The sequence below is a fragment of the Streptomyces sp. CA-135486 genome (genome assembly GCF_050936555.1).
In the GTDB taxonomy this organism is placed as follows: domain Bacteria; phylum Actinomycetota; class Actinomycetes; order Streptomycetales; family Streptomycetaceae; genus Streptomyces.
Genome location: NZ_JBNJMM010000001.1, coordinates 826,060 through 848,007, shown reverse-complemented (window position 1 = coordinate 848,007; position 21,948 = coordinate 826,060). Strand labels below are relative to the sequence as shown.

The 21,948-nt window shown below is 69.5% G+C and carries 18 protein-coding genes; 11 read left to right on the top strand and 7 right to left on the bottom strand.

Annotated elements, in window-relative coordinates; translation table 11 throughout:
• Nucleotide 1: 1 nt before the first annotated feature.
• Both ACQEVG_RS03865 and ACQEVG_RS03860 read left to right on the top strand, forming a co-directional pair.
• Nucleotides 2-1,351, top strand: a complete 1,350-nt coding sequence (locus tag ACQEVG_RS03865) for a carbohydrate ABC transporter permease (protein ID WP_432976992.1) — start codon at nt 2-4, stop codon at nt 1,349-1,351.
• The gene (locus tag ACQEVG_RS03860; protein WP_432976989.1) at nt 1,348-2,229 is read left to right on the top strand and encodes a carbohydrate ABC transporter permease; all 882 of its coding nucleotides are present in this window, start codon (nt 1,348-1,350) and stop codon (nt 2,227-2,229) included. Before ACQEVG_RS03865 ends, ACQEVG_RS03860 begins: the two co-directional genes overlap by 4 nt.
• Before the next feature lie 52 nt (nt 2,230-2,281).
• Here ACQEVG_RS03860 and ACQEVG_RS03855 read toward each other — a convergent pair whose 3' ends face one another.
• On the bottom strand, nt 2,282-2,899 hold the full coding sequence (locus ACQEVG_RS03855) for a TetR/AcrR family transcriptional regulator (protein WP_432976986.1): 618 nt from the start codon (nt 2,897-2,899) through the stop codon (nt 2,282-2,284).
• 186 nt (nt 2,900-3,085) lie between these two features.
• On the opposite strand from ACQEVG_RS03855, the gene ACQEVG_RS03850 reads away from it, so the two are divergent.
• From ACQEVG_RS03850 to ACQEVG_RS03835, 4 genes are read left to right on the top strand one after another with little or no spacing between them, the layout of a single operon-like run.
• Entirely contained in the window at nt 3,086-3,985 is a 900-nt protein-coding gene (locus ACQEVG_RS03850; RefSeq protein ID WP_432976982.1) for an ABC transporter permease, read from the top strand.
• A complete protein-coding gene (locus ACQEVG_RS03845) occupies nt 3,978-4,757 on the top strand; it encodes an ABC transporter ATP-binding protein (RefSeq protein WP_432976979.1) in 780 nt (259 codons plus the stop codon). The genes ACQEVG_RS03850 and ACQEVG_RS03845 overlap by 8 nt, the downstream gene beginning before the upstream one ends.
• A gap of 47 nt (nt 4,758-4,804) precedes the next feature.
• On the top strand, nt 4,805-6,049 hold the full coding sequence (locus ACQEVG_RS03840; protein WP_432976976.1) for a glycosyltransferase 87 family protein: 1,245 nt from the start codon (nt 4,805-4,807) through the stop codon (nt 6,047-6,049).
• A gap of 45 nt (nt 6,050-6,094) precedes the next feature.
• Nucleotides 6,095-7,078: a serine/threonine-protein kinase gene (locus ACQEVG_RS03835; protein WP_432976973.1), complete on the top strand. Its 984-nt coding sequence runs from the start codon at nt 6,095-6,097 to the stop codon at nt 7,076-7,078.
• Nucleotides 7,079-7,123: 45 nt separating this feature from the next.
• On the opposite strand, the gene ACQEVG_RS03830 is transcribed toward ACQEVG_RS03835, so the two are convergent.
• Nucleotides 7,124-12,064 carry an NAD-glutamate dehydrogenase gene (locus ACQEVG_RS03830; protein WP_432976970.1) on the bottom strand — a complete coding sequence of 1,647 codons (4,941 nt, stop codon included), beginning with the start codon at nt 12,062-12,064 and terminating at the stop codon, nt 7,124-7,126.
• Between the two features lie 454 nt (nt 12,065-12,518).
• Between ACQEVG_RS03830 and ACQEVG_RS03825 the strand changes: the two genes are divergently transcribed.
• A complete protein-coding gene (locus ACQEVG_RS03825) occupies nt 12,519-13,085 on the top strand; it encodes a DJ-1/PfpI family protein (protein ID WP_432976967.1) in 567 nt (188 codons plus the stop codon).
• A gap of 77 nt (nt 13,086-13,162) precedes the next feature.
• Here the strand turns inward: ACQEVG_RS03825 and ACQEVG_RS03820 are convergent, their stop codons facing one another.
• Together ACQEVG_RS03820 and ACQEVG_RS03815 are read right to left on the bottom strand one after the other, a co-directional pair.
• On the bottom strand, nt 13,163-13,828 hold the full coding sequence (locus ACQEVG_RS03820; protein ID WP_432976964.1) for an HAD family hydrolase: 666 nt from the start codon (nt 13,826-13,828) through the stop codon (nt 13,163-13,165).
• A gap of 55 nt (nt 13,829-13,883) precedes the next feature.
• Nucleotides 13,884-14,390: a DUF6912 family protein gene (locus ACQEVG_RS03815; RefSeq protein WP_432976961.1), complete on the bottom strand. Its 507-nt coding sequence runs from the start codon at nt 14,388-14,390 to the stop codon at nt 13,884-13,886.
• Between the two features lie 278 nt (nt 14,391-14,668).
• Here ACQEVG_RS03815 and ACQEVG_RS03810 point away from each other — a divergent pair, with 278 nt between their 5' ends.
• A complete protein-coding gene (locus tag ACQEVG_RS03810) occupies nt 14,669-15,094 on the top strand; it encodes an Rv3235 family protein (protein WP_432976958.1) in 426 nt (141 codons plus the stop codon).
• Between the two features lie 9 nt (nt 15,095-15,103).
• Here the strand turns inward: ACQEVG_RS03810 and ACQEVG_RS03805 are convergent, their stop codons facing one another.
• The gene (locus ACQEVG_RS03805; RefSeq protein ID WP_432976955.1) at nt 15,104-15,565 is read right to left on the bottom strand and encodes a MarR family winged helix-turn-helix transcriptional regulator; all 462 of its coding nucleotides are present in this window, start codon (nt 15,563-15,565) and stop codon (nt 15,104-15,106) included.
• Nucleotides 15,566-15,627: 62 nt separating this feature from the next.
• Between ACQEVG_RS03805 and ACQEVG_RS03800 the strand changes: the two genes are divergently transcribed.
• A complete protein-coding gene (locus ACQEVG_RS03800) occupies nt 15,628-16,131 on the top strand; it encodes an SgcJ/EcaC family oxidoreductase (RefSeq protein ID WP_432976952.1) in 504 nt (167 codons plus the stop codon).
• A 162-nt stretch (nt 16,132-16,293) separates the two neighbouring features.
• On the opposite strand, the gene secA is transcribed toward ACQEVG_RS03800, so the two are convergent.
• The gene (gene secA, locus ACQEVG_RS03795; protein ID WP_432976949.1) at nt 16,294-19,107 is read right to left on the bottom strand and encodes a preprotein translocase subunit SecA; all 2,814 of its coding nucleotides are present in this window, start codon (nt 19,105-19,107) and stop codon (nt 16,294-16,296) included.
• A 240-nt stretch (nt 19,108-19,347) separates the two neighbouring features.
• On the opposite strand from secA, the gene ACQEVG_RS03790 reads away from it, so the two are divergent.
• Together ACQEVG_RS03790 and ACQEVG_RS03785 are read left to right on the top strand one after the other, a co-directional pair.
• Nucleotides 19,348-19,929, top strand: a complete 582-nt coding sequence (locus tag ACQEVG_RS03790) for a GNAT family N-acetyltransferase (protein WP_432976946.1) — start codon at nt 19,348-19,350, stop codon at nt 19,927-19,929.
• 69 nt (nt 19,930-19,998) lie between these two features.
• The gene (locus ACQEVG_RS03785; RefSeq protein WP_432976943.1) at nt 19,999-21,168 is read left to right on the top strand and encodes a winged helix-turn-helix domain-containing protein; all 1,170 of its coding nucleotides are present in this window, start codon (nt 19,999-20,001) and stop codon (nt 21,166-21,168) included.
• Nucleotides 21,169-21,182: 14 nt separating this feature from the next.
• Here the strand turns inward: ACQEVG_RS03785 and ACQEVG_RS03780 are convergent, their stop codons facing one another.
• Nucleotides 21,183-21,935, bottom strand: coding sequence for a response regulator transcription factor (locus ACQEVG_RS03780; protein ID WP_360883177.1), 753 nt, complete (start codon nt 21,933-21,935; stop codon nt 21,183-21,185).
• Between the last annotated feature and the right edge of the window lie 13 nt (nt 21,936-21,948).

Here is a 21,948-nt window from a genome sequence, read left to right as displayed (position 1 = left end):
GGTGACGACCGCGGCGGCAGCGGGGGGCCCGGCGAGTCCGGGACCCCCCGCCGACAAGCGCAAGAGCGTGACAGGCACACGTAAAATCGTCGCGGCCGGCTTTCTGCTGCCCGCGCTGGTGCTGCTGGGCGCGCTCGTGGTCTACCCGATCGGGTACTCGCTCTACCGGTCCTTCTTCGACCAGTCCGGCAGCTCTTTCGCCGGGCTCGACAACTACAAGGAGATCTTCACGGAGGACACCATCCTGACCGCGGTCAAGAACAACGCGATCTGGGTGGTCGTGGCGCCGACCGTTTCGACGGCGCTCGGTCTGATCTTCGCCGTGCTCACCGAACGGGTGCGCTGGGGCACGGCCTTCAAGCTGATCGTCTTCATGCCGATGGCGATCTCGATGCTCGCCGCGGGCATCATCTTCCGGCTGGTGTACGAGAAGGATCCGGAGCGGGGGGTCGCCAACGCGGTCTGGGTGGGCGTCCATGACACCTTCGCCGAGTCGGCGGGCTTCCCCAAGGCGCATCCGATGCCGGTGCACCCGCTGCGGGCGGGCGGCGGCGGATCGTTCGTCACCAAGGAGCCGGTCAGCGCGGGCAAGGAAGCACTGCTGCCGCTGGTCGGGGTCGCGCCGGCGAAGATGCCGTCCGACGCGAAGCCCGCGAAACCTGCGAAGCCGGCGGACGGGAAGATCACTGGAACCGCCTGGCTGGACTTCACCAAGGGGGGCGGCGGCAAGCCCAACTCCATCGACGCGAAGGAGCTCGGCCTCAAGGGCATCAAGGTGGAGGCGGTCAAGGACGGCAAGGTGGTCGCATCGGCCAGGGCAGCCGCTGACGGCACGTTCACACTGCCCGCGTCCGCCGACGGGGCCCGCCTGCGGCTGCCCGCCGAGAACTTCAGGGAGCCGTACAACGGCGTCAACTGGCTCGGCCCGTCGCTCGTCACACCGGCGATCATCGGCAGTTACGTATGGATGTGGGCGGGCTTCGCGATGGTGCTGATCGCGGCGGGGCTCGCGAGCGTGCCGCGCGAACTGCTCGAGGCGGCGCGGGTGGACGGCGCGAACGAATGGCAGGTCTTCCGCCGGGTGACCGTCCCGCTGCTCGCACCGGTCCTCGCGGTCGTCCTCGTCACCCTGATGATCAATGTGCTGAAGATCTTCGACCTGGTCTTCATCATCGCGCCCGGGTCCGCGCAGGACGACGCCAACGTCCTGGCTCTCCAGCTCTACCGGTCCTCGTTCGGCACGGACTCGAATCTGGGGCTGGGCAGCGCGATCGCCGTACTCCTGCTGCTGCTGGTGATCCCGGTGATGCTGTTCAACATCCGGCGCATGCGAAGGGAGGCCCGCCGATGACCACGAACGACGGTGTGGTGAAGGCGAAGCAGTCCCTCGCCGCACGGATCGCCGCGGGCGCGGGCGGTGGCGTGATGCGCGTCTTCCTCGTGCTGGTGGGCCTGTTCTGGCTGCTGCCGACCTTCGGGCTGCTGCTCTCCTCACTGCGGGGGCCGGCGGACATCGGTGAGAGCGGCTGGTGGAAGGTGTTCAGCGCGCCCGCGCAACTCACCTTCGACAACTACTCACGTCTGCTGGACAACAAGGCGATCACCGACTCGCTGCTGTCCAGCGTGCTGATCACGGTCCCGGCGACACTGCTGGTGGTGGTGATCGGCGCCCTGGCCGGTTACGCCTTCGCCTGGATGGATTTCCCCGGCCGCGACTGGTGGTTCATCGCGGTGGTGGCCCTCCTGGTGGTCCCGGTCCAGGTCGCGCTGGTGCCGGTCTCGAAGTTGTTCGGCGCGATCGGCATCTTCGAGACGACGATCGGCGTGATCGTCTTCCATGTGGCGTTCGGCCTGCCGTTCGCGATCTTCCTGCTGCGGAACTTCTTCGCCGAGATCCCGAGAGAGCTGCTGGAGGCGGCGAGGCTGGACGGGGCGGGTGAGATCCGGCTGTTCACCCGCGTCGTGATGCCCCTGGGCGGCCCGGCGATCGCATCGCTGGGCATCTTCCAGTTCCTGTGGGTGTGGAACGACATGCTGGTGGCGCTGATCTTCGCGGACTCGGAGAGCGCGCCGATCACGGTGGCGCTCCAGCGCCAGGTGAGGCAGTTCGGCAACAACATCGACGTGCTGGCGCCCGGCGCGTTCGTCTCGATGATCATCCCACTGGTGGTGTTCTTCGCGTTCCAGCGCCAGTTCGTGACGGGAGTCATGGCCGGCGCGGTGAAGTGACCTACGGCTGAGGAGTGTTGGCGGGTGCGCGCACGCGTGGCCCGCCAACACCTCATGCCTTGAGCGCGGCCACCGCCGCCGCGGCCAGTTCGTCCAGGTATCCCTCGGGCACGTCCGATCTGACCACCACCAGCCGCCAGTACAGCGGCCCCACCATCAGATCCAGCGCCCTGTCCGGATCTGTCGACTCAGGCAGCTCGCCCCGCGCCACCGCCTCGCGTACCACCACTGCCGCCACCCCCTGCTGGCTGTCCAGCAGCGCCGTCTTGATCGCGTCCGAGATTTCCGGGTGGCGGGCCGCCTCCACCAGCAGGTCCGGGATGACCTGGGACGCCACCGGGTGGCGCAGAGCGTGCGAGGCCACCTCGAGCAGCGCCCGTACATCTCCGTACAGAGAACCCGTCGCCGGCGCCGGCAGTCCCCGCGCGGCAAACGCCGAGACCAGGTCGAGCACCAGGGACAGCTTCGACTTCCAGCGCCGGTAGACCGCCGTCTTGCCGACGCCCGCCCGCCGCGCGATCCCCTCGATCGACATGCGCGCGAAGCCGACCGCCGCCAGTTCCTCGAAGACGGCGGCGCGAATGGCGTCGGTCACGTCCTCCCGGAGCACTGCGGCTCCGGCCGGCGCGCGACGCGGGGTTCCCGGATCCGTGGTCATGCCCAGGAGCATAGCGGGACGACGAGACGGTTGCGTTGCGACGTAACTCCGCCCTACCCTTCCCGTAGCGACGATACGGGACCGTCCCGTCGCCAGCCATGGGTCGATCCGTCGGCCAGAGCCAATCCGTCAGTCAGAGCCGATCCGCCCTCCCCGAAAGCGGCCGCCCCTGTGAGTACCCAGACGATTGACCCTCCCATGTCCCTGGAGAAACCGGCGGAACCGGTGGAGGACCTCACCGCACTCGCCCTGCGCCACGGTCTGACCGTCAGCGGCGCGCGCCCCAGCCTGCGCAGCTACACCCGCCAGATCTTCTCCCGCCGCCATTTCATCGTCGCCTTCGCCACCGCGCGGCTGACCGCCCAGTACAGCCAGGCCAAGCTGGGCCAGATCTGGCAGGTCATGACCCCGCTGCTGAACGCGGCGGTCTACTACTTCATCTTCGGCGAACTGCTCGACACCAAGAGCGGTGTCCCCGACTTCATCCCGTTCCTCGTCACCGGGGTCTTCATCTGGACCTTCACCTCCAGCTCGATCATGGCCGGCACCCGCGCGATCTCCGGCAATATCGGTCTCGTACGGGCCCTGCACTTCCCCCGCGCCAGCCTGCCCATCGCCATCGCGCTCCAGCAGCTCCAGCAGCTGCTCTTCTCGCTCGCCGCGCTGGTCATGATCCTGCTCGCAGTCGGCGAGTTCCCGAGCGTCAACTGGCTGCTCGCACTCCCCGCGCTGCTCCTTCAGGCCGGCTTCAACACCGGGCTGTCCATGATCATGGCGCGGCTGGCCAGCCGTACCCCGGACATCGCCCAGCTGATGCCGTTCATCCTGCGCACCTGGATGTATGCCTCGGGCGTGATGTGGTCCATCGACAAGGTGCTCAGCCACCACGACAAGCTGCCCCACTTCGTGATGCTCGCGCTGGAGAGCAACCCAGCCGCCGTCTATATCGACCTGGTGCGCTTCGCCCTCATCGACAGCTTCACCGCCGCCCAGCTCCCCCCGCACGTCTGGGCCCTGGCCCTGTTCTGGGCGGTGCTCTTCGGGGCCGGCGGCTTCGTCTACTTCTGGCAGGCAGAGGAGAAGTACGGCCGTGGCTGAGCAGACCGACCGGACCCCGACCGTCGTTGTCGACGGTGTCCACATCAAGTACCAGGTGAACGGCGCCCGCACCGGCCGGGGCAGCGCCACCACCGCCCTCAGCCGGATCGTCTCCCGCCGGGCGGCTCCCGGCGTGCGCGAGGTGCACGCCGTCAAGGGCGTCAGCTTCGCCGCGTACAAGGGCGAGGCGATCGGCCTGATCGGCTCCAACGGCTCCGGGAAGTCAACCCTGCTCAAGGCGATCGCGGGCCTGCTGCCGCCCTCCGAGGGCAAGGTCTTCACCCAGGGCCAGCCCTCGCTGCTCGGCGTCAACGCCGCCCTGATGGCCGATCTGACCGGCGAGCGCAATGTCATCCTCGGCGGGCTCGCGATGGGCATGACCCGCGAACAGATCCAGGAGCGCTACGACGGCATCGTCGACTTCTCCGGGATCAACGACAAGGGCGACTTCATCTCGCTGCCGATGCGTACGTACTCCTCCGGCATGGGTGCCCGCCTGCGGTTCTCGATCGCCGCCGCCAAGAGCCATGACGTCCTGCTGATCGACGAGGCACTGTCCACCGGCGACGCCCGCTTCCGGCGGCGCAGCCAGGAGCGGATCGACGAGCTGCGCGCGGAGGCGGGCACGGTCTTCCTGGTCAGCCACAGCAACGGGACCATCACTGAGACCTGCGACCGCGCCATCTGGCTGGAGGCAGGTGTGCTGCGCATGGACGGCCCGGCGAAGGAAGTCGTCGCCGCATACGAGGCGTTCACCGGTGGCAAGAAGTAGTACGAAATAGCTGGAAAATTATCAAAAGCGGGCTAAAGTACCCGCCGATGACGACCCATCGGATCGGTCCGCCCCCGCCCTCCTTCGATCTCCCCCCGGTGCCGGGGATCACCCTCCCCGGCACCGCGCACCGCCGCGCCCGCCCCCGGCACCCCGCCGCGCTCGCCGCCGTCTGGGCGGCCACCCGCCTCGGCATGCTCGGTCTGCTCCTCGTCGACCACGTCGGCGACACCGGCGTTGCCGGCGAGGTGTACAACCTCTACCGGCACTGGTACGAACAGCTCCTCCAGGGCGCGTTCCCCATGGGCGACATCACCTGGCAGTACCCGCCCGGTGCCGCGCTCGTCTTCCTCGCCCCCGGTGCGCTGCCCTGGCTGACGTACTTCCAGGCCTTCGTCGCCCTCACTCTCGCCGCCGACGCGGTCATCACGCTGGCCCTCGCCCGCGCGGGTGTGCGCGGCGCGTGGCTGTGGGTGTGTGGACTGCCGCTGCTGCTGCATCTCCCCTACGCGCGCTACGACGTCCAGGTCACCGCCGTCGCCGTACTCGCGCTGCTGGCCGTGCAGCGCAGGCCCGGCACCGCAGGGGCGCTCGCCGGACTCGGCGCAATGATCAAGGTGTGGCCGGTGCTGACCGTGCTGGGCACGCCCCCGGGACGTACGACACGCAGGGCCTGGCTCTCGGCCGTCGTGTGCGCCGCGGCGCTGCTCGCCGTCCTCATGTCCAGCTTCTCGCACAGCCTGGACTTTGTGCGGCAACAGGGCGCCAGGGGCGTGCAGATCGAATCGCTCGGCGGGACCGTCCTCCAACTCGCACGCAAGATGGGCTGGTCGGGCACGGTCCGGTACCAGTACGGGGCATTCGAGTTCGTCGGCCCCCATGTGCCGAGCGTGGCGGGTCTCTCCCTGCTGCTGAGCGTCGCCGCGCTGTGCTGGTTGCTGCTGTGGCGGGTGCGGGCGCTGCGCTGGACGCCGGCCACGCCCTTCGACGCCGCGTTCGCCGCCGTACTGCTCTTCACCGTCACCAGCCGCGTCATCAGCCCGCAGTATCTGGTCTGGCTGCTCGGTCTGGCCGCCGTGTGCCTCACCTCCCGGCACACCACCCAGCGCACGGTCGCGCTGCTGATGCTGCCCGCCGCCGCACTGAGCGCGCTCGCCTACCCGGTCTGCTACGACGATGTGCTGGCCGGCACCCCACTCGGCCTGCTGCTCATGGTCGTACGGAACGGGCTGCTGCTCTTCGCCGCGCTGCTCTCCTGCCGACGGCTGTGGGCGGCGACGGCCGCGCGATAGGCTCCCGTCTCGCCGAACGGCAGGGGCACGCCAAGGGAGTCGGGCATGGGGAACGGGGGGCCTGAACCGCTGCGCGCGGACGACCCGCGAGAGATCGCGGGCTATGTGCTCGAGGCACGGATCGGCGAGGGCGGCATGGGCACCGTCTTTCTCACCCGCACCGCCGAGGGCCGGCCCGTCGCGCTGAAGCTGATCCGCCGCGAGCACGCGCAGAGCGAAAGCTTCCGCAGGCGCTTCGCCCGCGAGGTCGAGGCGGCCCGCCGGGTGCACGGCCACCATGTCGTGCCGGTCGTCGACCATGACGCGGAAGGCCCGCGGCCCTGGCTCGCCACCCGTTACGTACCGGGGCTGCCGCTCGACGACGCGCTGGCCGCACACGGGCCGCTGCCGCCGGTCTGCGTACTCCGGCTGACGGCCGCGGCGGCGCTCGCGCTCGACGCCGTACACACCGCCGGAGTCATACACCGCGACGTCAAGCCGGGAAATCTGCTGCTGACCGCCGAGGGGCCCTGGCTGCTCGACTTCGGCATCGCGCGGGCCGTCGGAACGTCCTCGCTGACCACCGTCGGCCGGATGGTCGGCACCCCCAAGTACATGTCGCCCGAGCACGCGCTGGGCAAGCAACTCACGCCCGCGTCCGATGTGTTCACCCTCGGGCTGCTCGCCGCCGAGGCCGCCTCCGGGAGCCATCCGTACGGAGAGGGCGGCGGGCTGGTGGTCGCCACCCGGATCGCGGGCACCGACCGCGAGCCCCCGGACCTCGGCGGGCACCCTCCGGCGCTGCGCGAGGTGCTGAACGCCTGCCTCGCCGCCCGCCCCGAGGACCGGCCGAGTGCGGCGGAGGTGGCCGAGCTGTGCCGTAGCGCGGCGGGACGCGACGTACGCGACTTCACCGGCTGGCTGCCGAAGCCGCTGACCGCGACGGTGTCACGCATCGAACGCGCCGCGAAGGACCCGAGGTCGTCGGGCTGGCTGGGCAGAACGCTCAGTCGCCGGGCGGGCTCGGCATCGAGCCCGCCCGGCGACTGAGGACACAGCAGTTCAAGCCGGCCCGGCTACGGACCGGTCACCGCCTCAGCTGTGCGTCCGCAGCAGCTGCCGCATCGTCCGCATCGCCACCGACAGGTTCGCCAGGTCGAACTGGTCCGAGCCCTGGATCTCCTCCAGCGTCGTGCGCGCCCGGCTCAGGATCGCCGCGTTCTTCTGCTCCCACGCCGTGAACCGCTCCTCGGGCGTCGCGCTGCCGTTGCCCACCGAGAGCACGTCCGCGGTCAGCGCCGCGTGCGCCGCGTACAGGTCCTCGCGGATCGACGCGCGGGCCATGGACTGCCAGCGGTCCGCCCGCGGCAGCTCGATGATCCGGTCCATCAGCTGGGTGATCCCCAGCCGGTCCGCGAGGTCGTAGTACACCTCGGCGACCGCCATCGGCTCCTTCTTGGTGCGGTCCGCGATCGCGACGATGTCGAGCGTCGGGAAGGCGGACGAGAAGCCTGCGACACGTACGGCGAGCTCCTCGGGAACGCCCGCCTCGGTCAGCTCGTCCAGCACCTTCTGGTACCACTCCAGGTCCCCGCCGCGCAGCATCTTCGGCAGCTCGGCCCAGACCTGCTCCACCCGGTCGGCGAAGAAGTCGATGGTGCCGGCGAGCTCCAGCGGCTGCGGGCGGTTGCCGAGCAGCCAGCGCGTACCCCGCTCGACGAGGCGGCGCGAGTGCAGCCGGACACGGGTCTGGACATCGGCCGCGACCTTGTTGTCGAGAGCCTCGACGGCGTCCCACACCGCGCCGAGACCGAAGATCTCGCGGGCCGCGGTCTGGGCCCGCACGACCTCCTCGATCGACGCGCCGGTCTCTTCCCGCAGCCGGTGCAGGAAGGTCGAACCACCGGTGTTCACCGTGTCGTTGACCAGCACCGTCGTGACGATCTCGCGACGCAGCGCGTGCGTGTCGATCGCCTCGGGGAACCTCTCGCGCAGCGGCTTGGGGAAGTACGCGTGCAGCAGCCGGCGCAGATACGGGTCGTCCGGCAGCTCGGTCCCGATCAGCTCGTCCGCCACCGTGATCTTGGTATAGGCGAGCAGAACGGCCAGCTCCGGCTGGCTGAGCCCCTTGCCGGCGTTCAGCAGCTCGCGGATCTGCCGGTCGGTCGGCAGGAACTCCAGCGCCCGGTCCAGATGCCCGTCCCGGCCGAGGCGCCGCATGAAGCGCTGGTGGGCGTGGAGCAGCGAGGGGGACTGGGCGACGGCGTTCGCCAGGGCGACGTTCTGCGCGTAGTTGTTGCGCAGCACCAGCTGGCCGACCTCGTCGGTCATCTCGGCGAGCAGCTTGTTGCGCTGCTTGACGGTCAGGTCGCCGTCCGACACCAGGCCGTTGAGCAGGATCTTGATGTTCACCTCGTGGTCGGAGGTGTCCACACCGGCGCTGTTGTCGATGGCGTCGGTGTTGATCTTGCCGCCGTTGCGGTCGAACTCGATACGGCCGAGCTGGGTCAGACCCAGGTTGCCGCCCTCGCCGACGACCTTGACCCGCAGGTCCACGCCGTCGACCCGGATCGCGTCGTTGGCCTTGTCGCCGACGTCCGCGTTGGACTCGGTGGAGGCCTTGACGTACGTACCGATGCCGCCGTTCCACAGCAGGTCCACCGGGGCCTTGAGGATCGCCTTCATCAGATCGGCGGGCGTCATCTTGGAGACACCGGCCTCGATGCCGAGCGCCGCGCGCATATGCACGTTGATCGGGATCGACTTGGCTGTACGCGGGTGGATGCCGCCGCCCGCGGACAGCAGCTCCTTGTTGTAGTCGGCCCAGGAGGAGCGGGGCAGCTCGAACAGGCGGCGCCGCTCGGCGTACGAGAGTGCCGCGTCCGGGTTCGGGTCGATGAAGATGTGCCGGTGGTCGAAGGCCGCGACCAGGCGGATGTGCTCGGAGAGCAGCATGCCGTTGCCGAACACGTCACCGGACATGTCGCCGACACCGACGACCGTGAAGTCCTGGGTCTGGGTGTCGTGGCCGAGCTCGCGGAAGTGCCGCTCGACGGACTCCCACGCGCCACGGGCGGTGATGCCCATCTTCTTGTGGTCGTAGCCGGCCGAGCCGCCCGAGGCGAAGGCGTCGCCGAGCCAGAAGTTGTACGAGAGCGCGACCTCGTTGGCGATGTCGGAGAACGTCGCGGTGCCCTTGTCCGCGGCGACGACCAGGTAGGTGTCGTCCCCGTCGTGGCGCACGACGTCGAACGGCGGCACGACCTCACCGCCGACCAGGTTGTCGGTGATGTCCAGCAGCGCCGAGATGAAGGTCTTGTAGCAGGCGATGCCCTCGGCCAGCCACGCGTCCCGGTCCACCGACGGGTCGGGCAGCTGCTTGGCGACGAAGCCGCCCTTCGCGCCGACCGGCACGATCACGGTGTTCTTGACCATCTGCGCCTTGACCAGGCCCAGGATCTCCGTACGGAAGTCCTCACGCCGGTCGGACCAGCGCAGACCACCGCGGGCGACCTTGCCGAAGCGCAGGTGCACACCCTCGACGCGCGGGGAGTAGACCCAGATCTCGTACGCCGGGCGGGGCGCCGGCAGATCCGGGATGGCCTGCGGGTCGAACTTCATCGACACATAGCTGTGGTGCGCGAAGCCCGCCGCCTCCTGGAAGAAATTGGTGCGCAGCGTCGCCTTGATGACGGTGAGGAAGGAACGCAGGATCCGGTCCTCGTCCAGGCTCGCGACCTGGTCCAGGGCAGCGTCGAGCTCCTCCAGCAGGGCGTCGGTCAGCTCGATGCCGGCCCGTTGGCGTTCCGGGGACATCCTGGCCTCGAAGAGGGAGACCAGCAGCCGGGTGGTGTGGACGTTGTTGCTGAGGGTGTCCTCCATGTAGTCCTGGCTGAAGGTCGAGCCGGCCTGACGCATGTACTTGGCGTACGCCCGCAGCACCATCGCCTGCCGCCAGGTCAGACCGGCGCGCAGCACCAGGGAGTTGAAGCCGTCGTTCTCGGCCTCGCCGGTCCAGACGGCGGCGAAGGCCTCCTGGAAGCGCTCGCGGGCGTCGTCGGCGAGGTAGTCGCCGTTGCCCGTGGCCAGCGGCATGCGCAGGCCGAAGTCGTAGATCCAGGCGGTCGTACGGTCCGAGCAGCGCAGCTCGTACGGACGCTCGTCGACGACCTCGACACCGAGCCGGTTGAGCGCCGGCAGCACGGCGGAGAGGGAGACCTGCTCACCCGTGCGGTAGATCTTGAAGCGGCGCTCGCCGGGGGCCGCGCCGACCGGCTCGTACAGGGAGAGCGAGAAGTCCTTGCCGCTCTCGGTCAGCCGGTCCAGGTGCACCAGGTCGGCGACGGCGGCGCGCGGGGAGTGGTCGGCCTTGTAGCCCTCGGGGAAGCCGGAGCCGTAGCGGCGCAGCAGCTCGGCGGCGCGCTCCTCGCCGACCTCGGCGTTCAGCGCCTCGGCGAAGCCGTCGGCCCAGGAGCGGGCGGCCTCGACGAGCCGGGCCTCGAGGCGATCGACGTCGGCGTCGGTGAGCTCGGGCAGCTCGGTGCCGGCCGGGACGCGGACCACGAAGTGCAGCCGGGAGAGGATCGACTCGGTGTTCCAGGCGGTGAAGTCGACGCTGGTGCCGCCCAGTTCCTCCTTGAGGATGTCGATGATCCGCAGCCGGACGCCGGTGGTGTAGCGGTCGCGGGGCAGGTAGACGAGCGCCGAGTAGTAGCGGCCGTACTCGTCCTGGCGCAGGTAGAGCCGCAGCCGACGGCGCTCTTGGAGGTAGAGGACGCTGGTGACGATGGAGCGCAGCTGGTCGACGGGCGTCTGGAAGAGCTCGTCGCGCGGGTAGGTCTCCAGGATCTGCAGCAGGTCGCGGCCGTCGTGGCTGTGGGCCGAGAAGCCGGCGCCCTCCAGGACCTCGGCGACCTTGCGCCGGATGACCGGGACGCGGCGGACGGACTCGGTGTACGCGGCGGAGGAGAACAGGCCGAGGAAGCGGCGCTCCCCGATGACGTTGCCGTTCTCGTCGAACCTCTTGACGCCGACGTAGTCCAGGTAGCTGGGCCGGTGCACGGTGGAGCGGCTGTTGGCCTTGGTGAGGATCAGCAGCTTGTGCTCGCGGGCCTTGGCGCGGGCGTCGGCGGGCAGCCGGTTGAAGGAGGGGCTCACCGGGTGGCCGTGGGCGTCGTCGCCGCTGTGGTGCGGGTCGGAGCGGAGGATGCCGAGGCCGGTGCCGGGGACGGCGGCGAGGGAGTCTCCGTCGACGAGGTTGTACTCCCGGAAGCCGAGGAAGGTGAAGTGGTCGTCGGCGAGCCAGCGCAGCAGCTCGCGCGCCTCCTCGACCTCCTCCTCGCGCAGATCGTTGGGGATCGGCTCCTTCGGGAGCACTTCGGAGATGCGCAGCGCGGCGTCGCGCATCTTCTCCCAGTCCTCGACCGCCTCGCGGACGTCGGACAGGACACGCAGCAGGTCGGCGGTGATCTGCTTCAGATCGGCACGGTCGGTCTCGCGGTCGATCTCGACATGGATCCAGGACTCGACGAGCGCGTCGTGGGGCAGCGGCTTTCCGTTGGACTCGCTCGGCAGCACCTCGATGAGCTTGCCCGTCACATCCCGGCGGACGACGATCTGCGGGTGGATCACCAGGTGGATGCCGCGGCCCTGCCGGGAGAGCTCATTGGTGACCGAGTCGACGAGGAAGGGCATGTCGTCGGTGACGACCTCGACCACGGAGTGGCTGCACGTCCAGCCGTTCTCCTCGACGGTCGGCGTGTGGACACGCACATTGGCCGTGCCCTGCGGGCGGTTCTCGGCGAGCCGGTAGTGGGAGAGTGCTGCGCCGAAGATGTCGACCGGGTCCCGGTCTGCCAGGTCCTCGGGAGCGGTGTGCAGGTAGTAGCGCTGGAGGTACGAGAGCAGGGTGTCCTGGTCCGGACGCTCCCCTTGCTCGGCCCCAGTCGGAAGGTTCCCCCCGACCGGGCCGTTCTCAGCTACCCGGGCGGCCCGTGCGAGCAGCTCGGCCTTGGCTTCGTCCAGCTTGGTCTGCATGTCCTCTGGCTCCTGTCGCGCGCCGTTGCGTGACGTAGGTGAAAGAAGCGACGCAACGCCACGACGCGGGGTGTCCGGTCGGAGTCGACGCTATGCCGCGATGAGAGATGTCCGGGCCGTTATGGGCCAATGTTGGCAACGGGGCCGGAACGGGAAGATCAACGACCGCCCGGGCGCTGTGGCGCTCCGGGCGCAGGCCGGGGGCTTCGCTGCCCCCACGGCATATAGCGCTGATCACGGGTCAAGGCTATCGCTCCTGCCCCCCGACCCGTCATGAGCCGTATGTGTACAAAAGACGGGCCGGAAGTTTGACACTCTGGACAGCGACACAGGGGCACTCTTGGCAAACCGCCCGCCGGGGTGCAGGTTGGCCATGACGACACGGACACCGTCGACAGCCGCCCCGCACCCCACCGGCCTGGGCACCGTCGACAGCCCGACACCGGGAGCAGTCATGACAGTGAAGATCCTGATCGTCACCGGCGACGCAGCCGAGTCCCTCGAAGTCCTCTACCCGTACCAGCGGCTGCGGGAGGAGGGGTACGAGGTCGACATCGCGGCCCCCTCGCGCAAGCAGTTGCGGTTCGTCGTGCACGACTTCGAGCCGGGTTTCGACACCTACACCGAGAAGCCGGGCTACACCTGGCCCGCCGACCTGGCCTTCTCGGAGGTCGACCCCGGCCAGTACGCAGCAGTGGTGATCCCGGGCGGTCGCGCCCCGGAGTATCTGCGCAACGACCCCGAGCTCCGCAAGATCCTCAAGTCCTTCTTCGACTCCGACAAGCCGGTGGCCCAGATCTGCCACGGCCCCCTGCTGACGGCAGCGATCGGCGGCCTGGAGGGCCGCCGGGTCACGGCCTACCCCGCGCTGGAACTGGACATGCAGGCGGCGGGAGCCAGCTTCCAGGACACGGAGGCGGTGGTGGACGGCACGCTGGTGTCCTCACGGGCGTGGCCCGACCACTCGGCGTGGATGCGGGAGTTCCTGAAGATCCTGCGGGCGAAGGCGCCGCTGGGCTGAGACAGGCGGAACGGGCCGCCACGGGGCGGGCTCAGCCCCGGGCGGCCACCCGCCGCTCCCGGCTCAGCGCCTCTCCCTCATGCCACGAGCCACGTCGCCACCTCCACCGCCTCCTCCAGCGTGTCCACCACCGGCACACCCACCGACTCCAGACTCGCCCTGCTGTGCGACCCGCCCGTATAGAGCACCGCACGCGCCCCCACATGCGCCGCCGCCACCGCATCGTCGACCGCGTCGCCGATCACCACCGTGTGCTCCGGCGCCGCTGCCCCGCCCAGCGCCACGAGATGCCGCTCCATGTGGAGCGCCTTCCCGCCACCGGACGGCCCCGTCCGTCCGTCGACGCGTATGAAGTGGCTCTCGATGCCATAGCCCCGCACGACCGGGACCAGTTCCTCGTGCCCGTACATGCTCAGCAATGACTGGCTGCGCCCCGCCAGCCCCCACTCCCGCAGCAGCTCCTCGACCCCCTCGGTCAGACCGCAGCCGATCCGCTGCTCGCTGTAGTGCCGGTGGAAGATCTCGTCCATGACCGCCCACTCCTCGTCCGAGGGCAGCCGGCCCATCAGCCGCTCGTAGAACAGAGGAACCGGCACGCAGTACAGCTCGCGGTACCGCTCGAGCGTGATCGGCTCCAGGCCGATCTCCACGAAGGCGGCGTTCGTCGCCCCGATGACCGCCGTGATGTCGTCGAGCAGTGTGCCGTTCCAGTCCCAGACCAGGTGCGTGCTGTGCTTCCCCATGCGAAAACGGTACCGGCCGGGTCGGACAATCGGCCGCGCCCGCCGGGATCCCGGATCAGCCGATGAGGTTCGGGATCTCCTGCACCCCGTACCAGAGCAGCTCGTGGTCCTCCGCACCGTCCACCGTGAACTGCGCGTCGTCGTCGCCCTGGTCCGCCGCCCCCAGCGCGTCCGCCGCCGCGGCAACGTCGCCGATCGCGTCGTCGGCGTCGATATGCACGGCCGCCGCCTTGGCCAGCGGCACCACGGTCACGACCCGGACCTCCCCGAGCGCGCCCGGGGCGAGCACCAGGTCGGGGTCGGCGACCGCGTCCTGGTCCCGTACGTCGACGGCGACGACGACCCGGCGCCTGGGCGCATCGGGGTCACCCGCGAGCAGCCGCAACGAGGCGCCCGCGGCGCGGCTCAGTGCGGCGTACTCGAGCTCCTCGATGTCGTCGGAGACGTACCACTCACGCAGTCCAGGAGTGACGGCATAGGCGGTCAGCGGACCGGGGCCCAGATCACCCGTCTTGTGCGCCTCTGCGAGACCGGGAAGGGTCAGGGGGACGTAGACGCGCATGGCTGGCCGCTTTCGTAGTCGGGAACGCCCTCAGGATACGTGCGAGGTCCCCCTTCGGGCTGCCTCTCCCGGCCCAGCGCACCGTCCACCGAGGACACACCGCGCACCCGCCCACGACGGCCCGAGACTGCCCCTCGTCACTCTGATAGGTGAATCACCGCGGCGGCCCGGCGCGGGGGTCGTCGGCGTTGCGGCCCCCCGAGCCGACCCCGTAGAAGATCACCCACGAAGTTACCGTCCGGTATCAAGCCGGGCCCGGCACATCGGGGGCGATCCGCATGGACAGGACCAGGCCCGCGGGACGGCGCGACCAGCGCCGCCCCGCCGTGGTGGCGGCTGCGACGGCACGCGCACGACGGCAGAACAAACCGCACTACTGGTTCGCCGACCGCCTGCTGGCGGTACTCAGCGGACAGCGCCCGGTGCACTGGATGCTCGGGCACACGATCGGCGAGGCGTACGAGCAGCTGGTGCGGCTCGCCCCGGGAGCCCCGCTGCGCCCGGCGGAACGGGTGATGCCAGTCGTACGGCACTGCGGTGAGTACCACCCGGGCCCGGGCGTGATCGAGGCCTTCGCCAGGATCGGCTCGGGCGACCGGGTCAGCGCGATGGCCTTCCGCCTGGAGCAGGGCGCGGACCAGCGCTGGCGCTGCGCCGCGGTGGAACTGGGCGGCGAACGTGTCCCCAGCCGGGCGGCGGACTGACGCCGCCACTCATTCCGATGAGACTCCCAGCCGCGCCGCCTGGCCCTCCTGGACCTGGCGGGCCACCCGGAGGAAGTCCAGGATCGTGGTCAGCTGCTCCTCGTCGTAGCGGCTCAGCGCCTGCGCCGCCGCCGCGCCGACGGGCAGATAGACCTCCGCCTCGGCCGCCCCCGCCGCCTCCGTCGCGGTGACCAGCACCCGGCGACGGTTCGTCTCGTCGCGCGTGCGGGCGACGAGACCGGCGCGCTCCAGCCGGTCGATGACCGTCGTCGTCGCGGCCGGACTGAGCTTCAGCGCCGTGCTCAGCTCACCGGCCGACAACGACCCCGTCCCCAACACCAGGTCGAGACAGCGCAGATCGGTGCGGTTCACCCCAAGCCGCGCCGCGGCCGCCTCGTCGAACGCGTCGAAGCTCTGCTGCAGCGACCGAAGCTGCTGGGCGACATCCTCTATGAACGCTTCTTTCGACATTCGAATCTTTCTGGTATCGTAAGTTTCGTTGGTCGTAAGGATAACACCCGAAGGGCAGAGCCATGATTACTCAGCAGCACCTGAGCGACGGTCGCATCCAGGATCTCTTCGAGCGCTTCATGCAGGCCTGGACCGAGGGCGACGCGGTCGCCTTCGGTGCCTGCTTCACCGAGGACTCCGACTACGTCTCGTACGACGGCACCCGCGCCGTGGGACGCGTCGCCCACCAGGCCAACCACGACAAGCTGTTCCGCGGCGTCCTCACCGGCTCCGCACTCGTCGGGGAGATCGAGGCCATCCGCCACCTCACCCCCGACGTCGCGATCGTCCATGGCACGGCATCCGTACTGATGCCCTGGCGCTCGCGGCTCCCCAAACGCCGACTGTCCCGTCAGACGATCATCGTCGTGAACACCGACGACGGCTGGCGGATCAGTGCCATCCACAACGGCCGGGTGCGCCCCGTCACCGTCCCCGCACCCGACTCGATGCCGTCGAGGATGTCCCAGGCAATGACGAGGACGGCCCGCCGTCTCGGTCTGGGCCGGGCCACCGCCGGCCCTTGAGAACGACCGGGGCGGGCGCGGACGGCACGGAAACGGCCGGGGCCGGACACCGCAATCGGTGTCCGGCCCCGGCCGTCGGCTCTGCGCGCAGCTGCCCGGGAGGGCAGGCGCGCGGGAGGGCAGGCGCGCGGGAGGGCGGGCGCGCGGGAGAGTCGGCGCGCGCTACTTCTTGCGGCGCCGCCCGCCGCCCTTCTGCGCCTTGCGCCGCTCCGCACGGGTCAGGCCGTCCCCGTCCGCGTGGGCCTGCCCGTCGTCGCTGACGAAGTCGCCCTCGACAATGCCGCCCTCTCCGTCCACCTTCGGCGCGGAGAAGTGCAGCCGGTCCGGCCGCTGCGGCGCGTCGAGCCCCTTCGCGCGGATCTCGGGACGGGAAGCCCCCGCGGGCACCGCGTCCTCCTTGGCGAGCGAAGGTGCCGCGTCCTGCACCGGGATCTCCTCGACCTGCTGCTCGACCTGGACCTCCAGGTTGAACAGATAGCCGACGGACTCCTCCTTGATGCCCTCCATCATGGCGGTGAACATGTCGAAGCCCTCGCGCTGGTACTCCACGAGCGGGTCCTTCTGCGCCATCGCGCGCAGGCCGATGCCCTCCTGGAGGTAGTCCATCTCGTAGAGGTGCTCGCGCCACTTGCGGTCCAGTACGGACAGCACCACGCGCCGCTCCAGCTCACGCATGATGTCCGAGCCGAGCTGCTTCTCCCGCTCGTCGTACTGCTCGTGGATGTCGTCCTTGATGGACTCGGCGATGAACTCGGCGGTGATTCCGGCCCGGTCGCCAGCCGCCTCCTCCAGCTCCTCGACCGTGATCTTCACCGGGTAGAGCTGCTTGAAGGCACCCCACAGCCGGTCCAGATCCCACTCCTCGGCGAAGCCCTCGACGGTCTCCGCCTGGATGTACGCGTCGATGGTGTCGTCCATGAAGTGGCGCACCTGCTCGTGCAGGTCCTCGCCCTCCAGAACGCGGCGGCGCTCGCCGTAGATGACCTCGCGCTGGCGGTTGAGGACCTCGTCGTACTTCAGGACGTTCTTACGCGTCTCGAAGTTCTGCTGCTCGACCTGCGACTGGGCCGACGCGATCGCGCGCGTGACCATCTTGTTCTCGATCGGGACATCGTCGGGGACGTTCGCCATCGCCATCACGCGCTCGACCATCTGCGCCTTGAACAGCCGCATCAGGTCGTCGCCCAGGGAGAGGTAGAAACGGGACTCGCCCGGGTCGCCCTGACGGCCGGAACGACCGCGCAGCTGGTTGTCGATACGACGCGACTCGTGCCGCTCGGTGCCCAGCACATAGAGGCCGCCGATGTTGGTGACCTCGTCGTGCTCGGCCTTGACGGCCGCCTCGGCGCGCTCCAGCGCGGCGGGCAGGGCCGCGGCCCACTCCTCGACGTGCTCGACCGGGTCCAGGCCGCGCTGGCGCAGCTCCGCCTCGGCGAGGTCGTCGGGGTTGCCGCCGAGCTTGATGTCCGTGCCGCGGCCGGCCATGTTCGTCGCGACCGTGACCGCGCCCTTGCGGCCCGCCTGAGCGACGATCGTCGCCTCCCGGTCGTGCTGCTTGGCGTTGAGGACCTCGTGCTGGATGCCGCGCTTGTTGAGCTGCTGCGAGAGGTACTCGGACTTCTCGACCGAGGTGGTGCCGACGAGGATCGGCTGGCCCTTCTCGTGCTTCTCGGCGATGTCGTCGACGACCGCCGCGAACTTGGCGACCTCGGTCCGGTAGATCAGGTCGGACTGGTCCTTGCGGACCATCGGCTTGTTCGTCGGGATCGGCACGACGCCCAGCTTGTAGATCTGGTGGAACTCGGCGGCCTCGGTCATGGCCGTACCGGTCATGCCGGAGAGCTTGCCGTAGAGGCGGAAGAAGTTCTGCAGGGTGATCGTGGCGAGCGTCTGGTTCTCGTCCTTGATGTCCACCCCTTCCTTCGCCTCGATCGCCTGGTGCATGCCCTCGTTGTAGCGGCGGCCGGCGAGGATACGGCCGGTGTGCTCGTCGACGATCATGACTTCGCCGTCGATGACGACGTAGTCCTTGTCCTTCTTGAACAGTTCCTTGGCCTTGATGGCGTTGTTCAGATAGCCGACGAGGGGGGTGTTCACCGACTCGTAGAGGTTGTCGATGCCCAGCCAGTCCTCGACCTTGGCGACACCCGGCTCATGGATGGCCACGGTCCGCTTCTTCTCGTCGACCTCGTAGTCGCCGGTCTCCTCGATGCCCTTGAGCGGGTTGCCCGCCTCGCCCTTGGTGAGGCGCGTCACCAGCTTGGCGAAGTCGCCGTACCACTTGGTGGCCTGGTCGGCGGGGCCGGAGATGATCAGCGGCGTACGGGCCTCGTCGACAAGGATCGAGTCGACCTCGTCGACGATGGCGTAGTTGTGGCCGCGCTGGACGAGCTCGTCCTTGGACCACGCCATGTTGTCGCGCAGGTAGTCGAAGCCGAACTCGTTGTTCGTTCCGTACGTAATGTCGCAGTTGTACTGCTCGCGGCGCTGCGCAGGGGTCATGTTGGCGAGAATGCAGCCGACAGCAAGGCCCAGGAACTTGTGGACCCGGCCCATCATCTCGGAGTCACGCTCGGCCAGATAGTCATTGACCGTGATCAGGTGGACGCCCTTGCCCGACAGCGCGTTGAGGTATGCGGGCAGCGTGCCGACGAGGGTCTTTCCCTCACCGGTCTTCATCTCGGCGACGTAACCGAGGTGCAGCGCGGCGCCGCCCATCATCTGTACGTCGTAATGGCGCTGGCCGAGGACGCGCTTGGCGGCCTCACGGACGGTCGCGAACGCCTCGGGGAGCAGGTCGTCCAGGCTCTCACCGTCGGCGTAGCGCTCCTTGTACTCATCGGTGAGAGCCCGCAACTCGGCGTCGGAGAGGTTGATGAAGTCCTCTTCGATGGAGTTGACCTGGTCCGCGATGCGGTGCAGTTTGCGCAGGATCTTGCCTTCGCCTGCACGCATGAGCTTGTTGAAGACGGACACTGAGGTTGGTCTCCTTGCCGATCGGGCCTGGCACTGGGTCGTGTTATGGACACTGGCGCGGGCACGGCAGGTGGGCCCCACCGCAACGGCCATCGTAAGCGAGGACCCCACCGGGTCGGGAGGTCCGCCGTCAGCCAGGGCTGCCGTACCCGAAAAAGAGAACGCACGGGACGCGCGGAAGGTGCCGGTGAGGTACGAAAAGTGCTCGCATCCCTGCCCGTACCTGACCACAATCCGGGCATGGAGCCCATCACCCTCACCACCGAGCGCCTGCTGCTGCGTACTTTCTCGCCCGACGATACGGAGGCGGTCTCTCAGGCTTGTCAGGACCCCGACATCCAGCGGTGGACGACGGTCCCCTCGCCGTACGAGCGACGGCACGCGGAGGAGTTCACCGGGCAGATAGTGCCGGACGGCTGGCGTGCGGGCACGATGTGCACCTTCGCGGTGCTGCCGCGGGCGGGCGGCCCGCTGATGGCGTCGGTCGCGGTCAGCCTGCGCACCCTCTCGGGCACCTGGGAAATCGGCTTCTGGACGGCGAAGGAGTACCGGGGCCGCGGCATCATGGCGGAGACCGTGGGGGCGGTGGCCCACTGGACCTTCACCAGGCTGGGCGGGACGCGTCTGGAGTGGCGTGCCGAGGTCGGCAACGAGGGCTCGCGGGCCGTCGCCGAGAAGGCGGGCTTCGTGGTCGAAGGGGCGCTGCGCGCGGCCCTGCTCAACAAGGACACACTCAGGGACGCCTGGGTGGGCGCGCTGCTCCCGTCGGACCTGGGGCTGCCGAGCCCGCACCCGTATCTCCCGGCGCGGAGCACCTCGTGAGCTGCGGCTGAGGGTCCCCGGTCCGGCGGCCCGGACCGATTGTCAGTGTCGCCGTCTAGGGTGCGGACCATGACCACCGTGCCGCCGCCCGCCGCCGAACTGTCCGCCGACGAAGCCCGCCGCATAGCGCTGCGCGCCCAGGGATTCCTGGGCGCGCCGGACCGGCGGGGCGGGGTGCGCGGTGTGCTGCGGCACCTCGGCGCCGTACAGCTGGACACGATCTCGGTGCTGGCGCGCTCGCACGAGCTGATTCCGTACGCGCGGCTGGGCGCCGTGGGCCGCCGGACGGTCGAGGACGCGTACTGGACCGAGGGGCACAGCTTTGAGTACTGGTCGCACGCGGCCTGCATCCTGCCCGTCGAGGAATGGCCGCACTTCGCCTTCCGGCGCCGCGCCTACCGCTCCCGCCCGCACTGGTCCCACGACCTGCCGGACGGCGCGTACGAGAAGGTGATCAAGCAGCTGCGCGCCGAAGGCCCGCTCACCGCGACGGAGTTGGGCGGCGCGAAGAACGGCGGCGAGTGGTGGGACTGGTCGGCCTCGAAAGTCGCCGTGGAGCGCGCCCTGATGTACGGCGAGGTGGTGTGCACCGAGCGGCGCAGCTGGAAGCGGGTGTACGACCTCGCCGAGCGGGCCGTCCCCGGCCACCTTCTGCACGCCGAGCTGGACGACGCGGAGTGCATGCGCCGACTGGTCCGGCTGGCCGGCGAGGCGCTCGGTGTCGGCACCCGGGCGGACATCGCGGACTACCACCGCCTCAAGGGCGAGCAGTTCGACGCGGTGGTGGCCGACTCCGGGCTGGTGCCGGTCAGCGTCGAGGGCTGGTCCAAGCCCGCCTGGGCGGATCCCGAGGCACTCGCGAGCGTGCCTCGCGGCCGCCACCGCACGACCCTTCTCTCGCCCTTCGACTCACTTATCTGGGAGCGGGCACGCACCGAGCGGATCTTCGGCTTCACGCACCGCCTCGAGGCGTATGTCCCCAAGCAGAAGCGGGTGTACGGCTACTTCGCGATGCCGGTCCTCGCCGGGGGCAGACTGGTCGGCCGCGTCGACCCCGCACGCGAAGGCAGCACACTGGTGGCCAAGCAGGTGTCGCTGGAGGGCGCCAAGGCCGTGCCCGCCGTGGCCCAGGCCCTGTCCGAGGCCGCGACCTGGGTCGGCTGCACGGACGTACGCGTGGAACGCGTGAGCCCGCCGGAACTGCAGGGCTCCCTGGCCCAGGCCGTCAAGGCGCTCTGAGCGCGCCCAGGGCCTCACCGGATCTCGAGGATCTTCTCCCGCATCGCATAGACCACCGCCTCCATCCTGGAGTGGAGCTGCAGCTTCTCCAGGATGTTCCGGACGTGGTTCTTCACGGTGTTCTCCGAGATGAACAACTCCTTGGCAATGTCGCGGTTGTTCATCCCGGTGGCGACGAGCTTGAGCACTTCGAGCTCGCGCTCGGTCAGCCGGGGCGCGGGCACCAGACGCCGCTCGTCCGTGCGCTGGATCATCGACTTGAACTCGGTGAGCAGCTTGGACGCCATCGACGGGCTGATCTGCGACTGCCCGTCGGCCACCGCGCGGATCGCCGTGGCCACCTCGTCGGTGGAGATCTCCTTGAGGAGATAGCCGGTGGCGCCCGCCTTGATCGCGTCGTAGAGGTCGGCCTCCTCGTCGCTGATCGTCAGCATGATGATCTTCGCGCTGGGGGCCACCTCCTTGATCGAGGTGCACGCCTCGATGCCGCCGCGCCGGGGCATCCGCACGTCCATGAGCACGATGTCGGGCAGCAGATCGGCAGCCTTGTCGACGGCCTCCGCCCCGTCTCCTGCCTCGCCGACGACCTGGATGTCCTCCTCCTGCGCGAGGACGATCTCGAGCCCTCGCCTGAACAGGGCGTGGTCGTCCACCACCAGAACCCGGATCGGCTCCTTGCGGGAGCCGCCGTGGTCCGCGCCGGTTTCGGCGACCGCGGCAGTGGCGTCGCCCGCGTCGTCGTGAACCGGCCCGAAGCTGTCCGCCATCGTTCCTCCCCCT

Coding starts and splice junctions, on each gene's coding strand:
- ACQEVG_RS03825 (WP_432976967.1), top strand. CDS start 12,519: ATGACAGTGAAGATCCTGATCGTCACCGGCGACGCAGCCGAGTCCCTC.
- ACQEVG_RS03805 (WP_432976955.1), bottom strand. CDS start 15,565: ATGTCGAAAGAAGCGTTCATAGAGGATGTCGCCCAGCAGCTTCGGTCG.
- ACQEVG_RS03785 (WP_432976943.1), top strand. CDS start 19,999: ATGACCACCGTGCCGCCGCCCGCCGCCGAACTGTCCGCCGACGAAGCC.
- ACQEVG_RS03790 (WP_432976946.1), top strand. CDS start 19,348: ATGGAGCCCATCACCCTCACCACCGAGCGCCTGCTGCTGCGTACTTTC.
- ACQEVG_RS03835 (WP_432976973.1), top strand. CDS start 6,095: ATGGGGAACGGGGGGCCTGAACCGCTGCGCGCGGACGACCCGCGAGAG.
- ACQEVG_RS03830 (WP_432976970.1), bottom strand. CDS start 12,064: ATGCAGACCAAGCTGGACGAAGCCAAGGCCGAGCTGCTCGCACGGGCC.
- ACQEVG_RS03860 (WP_432976989.1), top strand. CDS start 1,348: ATGACCACGAACGACGGTGTGGTGAAGGCGAAGCAGTCCCTCGCCGCA.
- ACQEVG_RS03780 (WP_360883177.1), bottom strand. CDS start 21,935: ATGGCGGACAGCTTCGGGCCGGTTCACGACGACGCGGGCGACGCCACT.
- ACQEVG_RS03855 (WP_432976986.1), bottom strand. CDS start 2,899: ATGCTCCTGGGCATGACCACGGATCCGGGAACCCCGCGTCGCGCGCCG.
- ACQEVG_RS03820 (WP_432976964.1), bottom strand. CDS start 13,828: ATGGGGAAGCACAGCACGCACCTGGTCTGGGACTGGAACGGCACACTG.
- ACQEVG_RS03850 (WP_432976982.1), top strand. CDS start 3,086: ATGTCCCTGGAGAAACCGGCGGAACCGGTGGAGGACCTCACCGCACTC.
- ACQEVG_RS03815 (WP_432976961.1), bottom strand. CDS start 14,390: ATGCGCGTCTACGTCCCCCTGACCCTTCCCGGTCTCGCAGAGGCGCAC.
- ACQEVG_RS03810 (WP_432976958.1), top strand. CDS start 14,669: ATGGACAGGACCAGGCCCGCGGGACGGCGCGACCAGCGCCGCCCCGCC.
- ACQEVG_RS03800 (WP_432976952.1), top strand. CDS start 15,628: ATGATTACTCAGCAGCACCTGAGCGACGGTCGCATCCAGGATCTCTTC.
- ACQEVG_RS03840 (WP_432976976.1), top strand. CDS start 4,805: ATGACGACCCATCGGATCGGTCCGCCCCCGCCCTCCTTCGATCTCCCC.